The sequence below is a fragment of the Sulfitobacter sp. CW3 genome, from assembly GCF_019392245.1.
Lineage (GTDB): Bacteria > Pseudomonadota > Alphaproteobacteria > Rhodobacterales > Rhodobacteraceae > Sulfitobacter.
Map to the genome: position 1 here is coordinate 1 of NZ_JAHXRL010000334.1, position 262 is coordinate 262.

A 262-nucleotide genomic window follows, 5' to 3' on the forward strand; every position below is an offset into this window, starting at 1 on the left:
TATGCTGGCATATTTTTTAATAGCACAAACAACGTATATACCGGGCAGCATATTCAAGACAACAGCATTCACTTGGGGCAAATAGCCTATAACGGATACGGCATTTTGGCTTTGTCGGCGAGTGCTGCCGATGGGGCGGTGCAAGCGAACGATATTAGTGTGCAAAATACGTTCGCAAACTTTGCCAATCTTCAATTGGATAGCGCGCTGTATAACTCAAATACGAACAACAACATAATTGCAATCGATGCAATGGATTTGC

General features: G+C 43.1%; 1 protein-coding gene. It reads left to right on the forward strand.

Annotated features, from left to right (window positions below):
• The coding region (locus KZZ06_RS21305; protein WP_219581932.1) for a hypothetical protein at positions 1 to 262 on the forward strand (262 nt) is incomplete at both ends.